The sequence below is a fragment of the Allokutzneria multivorans genome (genome assembly GCF_039537405.1).
In the GTDB taxonomy this organism is placed as follows: domain Bacteria; phylum Actinomycetota; class Actinomycetes; order Mycobacteriales; family Pseudonocardiaceae; genus Allokutzneria; species Allokutzneria multivorans.
The window spans coordinates 68,641-74,793 of record NZ_BAABAL010000014.1 but is presented as its reverse complement, the minus strand read 5'-3'; the positions used below and the strand labels follow the sequence as shown (position 1 = coordinate 74,793).

The window sequence follows — 6,153 nt, the reverse complement described above, 5'->3', positions numbered from 1 at the left end:
ACCAGCACAGGCTGGAAACCCAGCCGACCCCACGCTGGTACCAGCACAGGCTGGAAACCCAGCCGACCCCACCCGGAAGCCCCGCTAAGACGCAAAAATCCGCCCCTCCACAGCACCCCAATCCACACCACCCCGAGGCAGGTACCGCACAACCTCCCCACAAGCCACCCCGCGCACCCCCAACTGCACCAACGCGTTCCCCGCAGCAGCCCCCTCCACCGGCCCCGCAACCACCGGCATCCCACAGGCGTCAGCGGTCAGCTGGCACAACAACGCGTTCTGCGCCCCACCACCCACAACGTGCACGACATCCACATCCACCCCAGCCAACTCCATAGCCGACCGCAACGCCCGCCGATGCGCCAACGCCAAACTGTCCACAATGCACCGAACAGTCTCCGCGCGAGAAGACGGAACCTTCTGCCCGGTCCGCGCACAAGCAGCCGCGATCCGCGCAGGCATATCACCAGGCTCCGAAAACTTCTCAACATCCACAACGGAACCAAAAGAAACAGAACCGACAGAAGACAGCGGAACACCCCAAGACCGCAAACACTCCTGCAAAATCCACAACCCGGTCACATTGCGCAGATACCGAACGGTCCCATCCACGCCCAACTCATTGGAGAAGTTCGCAGCACGACTCTCAGCACTCAACACCGGCGAAGGCAGCGAGAGCCCCACCAGAGACCACGTGCCACACGAGATGAACGCGAAACGAGACGAAGAAGCAGGCACACCCACAACAGCGGAAGCGGTGTCGTGGGAGCCGACGGCGACCACGGGAACCGGACCCAACCCGAGGTGCGACGAGAGCACACCGATGCGCGAACCGGGCTCTTGGAGAGAGCCGAACAGCGACGGATCAAGACCGACGCGGCGCATCAGCTCGACGTCCCACTGACGCCGACGCACGTCCAGCAATCCGGTGGTGGACGCGTTGGTGACCTCGGCACCCATCGAACCGGTGAGCCAGTACGCGAGCAGATCCGGAATCAGCAGCAGCTGGGACGCGGACGCCAACAGCGGCTCGACGGCGAGCTGGTAGATGGTGTTGAACGGCAGCACCTGCACTCCGGTGCGCGAATACAGCTCCGAAGCGGGAACCGGGAACGACGAAGCGACTCCGGCGGTCCGGGAATCGCGGTAGTGCACAGGATTCCCGAGGAGCGCCCCAGACGGCGACAGCAAGCCGTAGTCGACGGCCCACGAGTCGATGCCGATGCTGTCGACCGGCCCAGCTTCACGCAACCCGGCGAGAATTCCCCTGTACAGAGCCAAAATGTCCCAGTACAACGAGTCACCCACGCGCACCGGCCCGTTCCAGAAGCGGTGCACTTCGGAAAGTACCAACGAACCGGAAGCCAGCTCGCCGACCATCACCCGGCCGCTGGACGCACCGAGGTCGACCGCGGCGACCCTCACGCGCCGACCCGGACTTCGCGGAACTCCAACCCGATCAGCTCCGCGACACAGCGCAACGACGCCGCCTGGTGCCCGATTCCCAGTGCCCAGTGGTGATCGACACCGGAGGCGCTCCACGCATCGGTCCACTCGCCGGGGTCGCAGCCGAAGTCGACGCGCGAGGTGGTGTTGCCGATCTCCAACACCGGCCCGGGAACGACAGTGCCTTCAGCCGCCACCATCACGTAGCTGCCGTCGCGTTCCTGACCGAGCCCGAGCAAGGTCACCGGCCCCTGGCGCACGTCGAACTCGACGGACACGCCCCACCCACGCTTGCCGTGGTACACACCGAGTCCGCGCAGCAGCGGCCGCCGCGCGCTGATCGCCAGGTGCGCGGGGCCGTCGTGCCCCATCTCCACCACGTTGTCGACGAAGTTCAACGCCTGCAACTCGGTGAACGAGCCACCAGCGCCCAACCGATCCATGATCAGCATCGCGAGGGAGTTGCGCAGCTCGTACTCGCCCGCAAGTGGAACACCACGCGCGGTCAGCAGCGACGCGCCCAGGATCATGCTCGCGCCGAGCCGCTCGTGCTGCTCGCCGTCGAGACCGCGGTGGTAGTACGCCAGCGAGTCGAGCGCGAAGTCCGAGACCAGCCGGTCCAGGCCGACGGAAACCTTGGCGCCCCAAGCGAAATCCTCTTCGACGACCGAAGAGTCCAGCTCGAACACGGAACGCGCCAGCTCCATCCGAGCGGACACCTCAGCATCCGTCACCGCCGCGACGCGCACGCGGAGGTCGTCCAGCTCCAGCACTTCGACGTGCCCGCCGAGCTGCGCCGACACCGAGGTCAGGTCCGTGGAGACGTCGAGCATGCCCGGGTAGAGGTGGCCCATCAGCCCGTGCCTGCCGTGCCGCAGCGCACCGCGCACCCCGGCCGCCCGCACCCACCGCGCGATCCGCGTCCACGCGCGCTCGTCCTCGACATAACCCGACACGCTGCGGAAATCCACGCCCGCGCGCCGGAACGCGTTGGCCATCTCCGGCAGCGGGCACGCGCCGCAGTACGCCAGCCACGCGCCGGTGTCGAAGTTCGCGTGATCCATCTTCTCCGTGGGCTGGAGGTTGATCAGCAGCACCGGCGCTCCGCTGCGCTGCGCCACGGGCACGAGCATCGAGGCCGTCATGTACGTGGTGAGGAAGCCGACGATCAGGTCGCAGCCCGCGACGCGCAGCTTCTCCGCCGCCACGGCGCCTTCCTGAGCATCGGAGATGAACCCGACGTCGACCACGTCGATGTCACCGATCGCGCTGAGCCGCTCCGACACCCGAGCAGCCGATTTTTGCAGCTGCGGCAACAGGTTCGGGAACTGCGGCCAGTACGCGCCGAGTCCTCCCGAGACCAGTCCGACCCTGGTTCGCCGAGCGGGCACGCGATCCATCCAGTCCTCCTCAGCGCAGGAACGCGGCGGCGACGCCCGCGTCGACGGGAATGTGCAGTCCGGTGGTGTGCGACAGCTCTCCGGCGGTCAGCACGAAGACGGCGGCGGCGACGTGCTCCGGCAGCACCTCGCGCTTGAGCAGGGTCCGCTTGGCGTAGAACGCGCCCAGGTCCTCCTCCGCGACGCCGTAGACGGCCGCGCGCTGAGCACCCCAGCCGCCGGCGAAGATCCCCGAGCCGCGCACGACGCCGTCCGGGTTCACGCCGTTGACCTTGATGCCGTGCTCGCCGAGCTCGGCCGCGAGCAGCCGGACCTGATGCGCCTGGTCGGCCTTGGCCGAACCGTACGCGAGGTTGTTCGGCCCGGCGAAGACGCCGTTCTTCGAGGCGATGTAGACGATGTCGCCGCCCATGCCCTGCGCGATCATCGCCTTCGCCGCCGCGCGCGCGACCAGGAACGAGCCGCGCGCCATGACTCCGTGCTGGACGTCCCAGTCGGCGTCGGTGGTCTCCAGCAACGGCTTCGAGATCGACAGGCCCGCGTTGTTGACCACGAGGTCCACGCCGCCGAAGGCCAGCACAGCCGCATCCACAGCGGCCGCAACGGCTTCGCTCGACGTGACGTCCACAGTCACCGGCACGGCCACGTCCGTGGAGCCCAGCGACGCCGCAACCGAAGCTGCCGCCGAAGCATCGCGGTCGGCGACGATCACGCACGCGCCCTCAGCGGCCAGTCGCTCCGCGATGGCGCGGCCGATGCCTGAGCCGCCACCGGTCACGAACGCGACGCGCGCGGCGAGCGGCTTCGGCTTGGGCATGCGCGCGAGCTTGGCCTCTTCGAGCGCCCAGTACTCGATGCGGAACTTCTCCGACTCCGTGATCGGCGCATAGCTCGAAATCGTCTCCGCGCCGCGCATCACGTTGATGGCGTTGACGTAGAACTCACCCGCCACGCGCGCGGTCTGCTTGTTGGCACCGAAGGAAAACATGCCGACACCGGGCACGAGCACGATCGCGGGGTCCGCTCCGCGCATGGCGGGCGAATCCGGCGTCGCGTGCCGCTCGTAGTAGGCGCGGTACTGCTCGCGGTAGTCCGCATGCAGCTCGCGCAGGCGCGCGACCGCGTCCTCAAGTGGCGCGTCGGCGGGCAGGTCGAGCACGAGCGGAGCGACCTTGGTCCGCAGGAAGTGGTCCGGGCAGGACGTGCCGAGCGCGGCCAACGGCGCCAGCTTCTCGCGCGCGAGGAAGTCCAGCACCTCGTCGGAATCGGTGAAGTGGCCGACCTGAGCGCGGTCCGTCGACGCGAGCCCACGGATCACCGGAGCCAGCGCCGCAGCACGCGCGCGCCGCGAAGCGACCGGCAACGGCGCGAATCCTGGCTTCACAGAGCCAAACGGCTCAGCGACACCCCGCGAGGAGATGTACTCCTGAGCGGTGCGGATGATCTCCAGCGAGCGGGACTCGCACTCCGCCGAGGTCTCGCCCCACGCGGTGATGCCGTGCCCGCCGAGGATCACGCCGATGGCGCGCGGGTTGGCCTCCTTGACCGCCGCGATGTCCAGGCCCAGCTGGAAACCCGGCCTGCGCCACGGCACCCAGACCACGCGGTCGCCGAAGATCTCCTTGGTGAGCGCTTCACCGTCGGCGGCGCACGCGATGGCGATCCCGGTGTCCGGGTGCAGGTGGTCGACGTGCGCGGAGTCGACGAGCCCGTGCATCGCGGTGTCGATCGACGGAGCCGCGCCGCCCTTGCCGTGCAAGCAGAAGTCGAACGCGGCGACCATCTCGTCCTCGCGCTCGACACCGGGGTAGACCTCGACGAGCGCGCGCAGGCGGTCCAGCCGCAGCGCCGCCAGCCCGGACGCGGTCAGCGTGCCGAGGTCCCCGCCGGAACCCTTGACCCACAACAGGTCCACGGGCGAGCCGGTGACCGGGTCGGTGGCGCTGCCCTTCGCGGAGGTGTTCCCGCCCGCGTAGTTCGTGTAGCGCGGGTCGCTGCCGAGCCGGTTGCTGCGCTCCAAAAGCTCCTGAACCGTGGTCATGCTCCCCAACCCGCCTGTGTGCCGCCAACGCGGTCGGCTTCGATTCGTTCTTGGTAGCCCGACGCGCGGTACGCCGCAACCGGATCGGGGTCGAGCCCCGCATCGGCGCGCACTTCGCGCAGCAACGGGCGGACATCGGTGGAGTAGGCGTCCATCAGCACCGCGTTCGCGGCGAGCACGTCGCCGGAGCGCTGCGCTTCCGCGAGGGCCTCGGCGTCGATGATCAGCGCCTTCGCCGTGGCCTCCTGGACGTTGAGCACCGAGCGGATGATCGCGGGGATCTTCGCCTCGATGTTGTGGCACTGGTCGAGCATGAACGCGATCCCCGCCTCGGGCCGCAGCGCGTCGGCGGAGACGATCTCGTGCATGATCCGGAACAGCTGGAAGGGATCGGCCGCGCCCACCATCAGGTCGTCGTCGGCGTAGAACCGCGAGTTGAAGTCGAAGGCGCCGAGCTTGTTGGCGCGCAACAGGAACGCCACGATGAACTCGATGTTGGTGCCCGGCGCGTGGTGGCCGGTGTCGATGCAGACCGTGGCCTTCTCGCCCAGCTCCACGCAGTGCGCGTACGAGGTGCCCCAGTCCGGCACGTCCGTGGTGTAGAACGCGGGCTCGAAGAGCTTGTACTCCAACAACATCCGCTGGTCCGGGCCGAGCCGGTCGTAGACCTCGCGCAGCGCTTCGGCGAGCCGGTCCTGGCGCGCGCGGATCGAGTCCTGGCCGGGGTAGTTGGTCCCGTCGGAGAACCACAGCTTCAGATCGCGGGAGCCGGTCGCGTCCATGATGTCGACGCACTTCAGCAGGTGGTCGACGGCCTTGCGGCGGATTCGCGCGTCGGGGTTGGTCACCGAGCCGAGCTTGAAGTCCTCGTCCTGGAAGACGTTGGAGTTGATGGCCCCGAGCGAGACGCCGTGCTCCTCCGCGTGCGAGGCGAGCTTGCCGAAGTCCTCGACCTCGTCCCAGGGGATGTGCAGCGCCACGGTCGGCGCGACCCCGGTCAGCCGGTGGACGACCGCGGCGTCGGCGATCTTCTCCCACGGATCGCGCGGGACACCGGGCTGCGGGAAGACCTTGAAGCGGGTGCCCGAATTCGCGTACGCCCAGGAAGGCGTCTCGATCCGCTGTCCGGCCAGTGCCGCGCGGACCTCGCTCGTGGATGGCATGGTTCGCCCCTCCCCCAAGGTGCTTTGAAAGGTTTCATGTGCGGTGCCACCACCGTAGATCTCCGCCTCGCCCAGGGTCAAGAACCCAGGTAACGAGTCGACA

At 68.3% G+C, this 6,153-nt stretch carries 4 protein-coding genes; all 4 read right to left on the bottom strand.

Annotation, left to right across the window (positions count from 1 at the left end; all coding sequences use genetic code 11):
• Positions 1–84 precede the first annotated feature (84 nt).
• Genes ABD798_RS19410 through rhaI form a run of 4 tightly spaced genes read right to left on the bottom strand, consistent with a single transcriptional unit; the run spans position 85 to position 6,050 of the window.
• Complete coding sequence (locus ABD798_RS19410) at positions 85–1,425, bottom strand: rhamnulokinase (protein ID WP_344876772.1); 1,341 nt, start codon at positions 1,423–1,425, stop codon at positions 85–87.
• Entirely contained in the window at positions 1,422–2,846 is a 1,425-nt protein-coding gene (locus ABD798_RS19405) for an L-fucose/L-arabinose isomerase family protein (RefSeq protein ID WP_344876770.1), read from the bottom strand. The genes ABD798_RS19410 and ABD798_RS19405 overlap by 4 nt, the downstream gene beginning before the upstream one ends.
• 10 nt (positions 2,847–2,856) lie before the next feature.
• Positions 2,857–4,887: a bifunctional aldolase/short-chain dehydrogenase gene (locus tag ABD798_RS19400; RefSeq protein WP_344876768.1), complete on the bottom strand. Its 2,031-nt coding sequence runs from the start codon at positions 4,885–4,887 to the stop codon at positions 2,857–2,859.
• Positions 4,884–6,050: an L-rhamnose isomerase gene (gene rhaI / locus ABD798_RS19395; protein WP_344876766.1), complete on the bottom strand. Its 1,167-nt coding sequence runs from the start codon at positions 6,048–6,050 to the stop codon at positions 4,884–4,886. Before rhaI ends, ABD798_RS19400 begins: the two co-directional genes overlap by 4 nt.
• Positions 6,051–6,153: the final 103 nt, after the last annotated feature.

What these genes read in the sequence shown, in the direction of transcription:
- rhaI (WP_344876766.1), bottom strand. Translation starts at nt 6,050, where the DNA reads ATGCCATCCACGAGCGAGGTCCGCGCGGCACTGGCCGGACAGCGGATC.
- ABD798_RS19400 (WP_344876768.1), bottom strand. Translation starts at nt 4,887, where the DNA reads ATGACCACGGTTCAGGAGCTTTTGGAGCGCAGCAACCGGCTCGGCAGC.
- ABD798_RS19405 (WP_344876770.1), bottom strand. Translation starts at nt 2,846, where the DNA reads ATGGATCGCGTGCCCGCTCGGCGAACCAGGGTCGGACTGGTCTCGGGA.